The organism is Saccharothrix sp. ST-888 (assembly GCF_000955975.1).
GTDB lineage: Bacteria > Actinomycetota > Actinomycetes > Streptomycetales > Streptomycetaceae > Kitasatospora.
Genome location: NZ_JYJF01000728.1, coordinates 1 through 331, shown reverse-complemented (window position 1 = coordinate 331; position 331 = coordinate 1). Strand labels below are relative to the sequence as shown.

The 331-nt window shown below is 76.1% G+C and carries 1 pseudogene; it reads right to left on the bottom strand.

Annotated elements, in window-relative coordinates:
* Positions 1 to 219 (bottom strand): annotated as a pseudogene (locus UK12_RS34385) (hypothetical protein); the annotation flags it as partial.
* Between the last annotated feature and the right edge of the window lie 112 nt (positions 220 to 331).

Genomic DNA, 331 nt, shown 5'->3' with positions numbered 1-331 from the left:
GTGCCGGATGGGGATGTCGGACCGGGTCTCGAAGAGCTGGTCGGCCAGGGTCAGCCAGGTCCCGATCGCGGTGCCGCCGGCCGGGTTGAGCTTGCGCAGCGCCTGCTTGGCCTGCTGGCGGGTCGCGGGGTCGGCGCAGGCGACGGCGTCTCGCCGCGCGTCGAACGCGGCGGCGGTGCCCTCACGGCCGGGTCGCATCTTCGTCGGCGGGTAGTTCATCGAACCCGATCACGCGACCATGCGGACCAGCGCGGCTTCGGCCCGCGGGCGGTCGGGGCTCAGCCGGCCGCCCGCGGACCCGCCCGGGGCCGCGGTGACGCTCACGATCGGG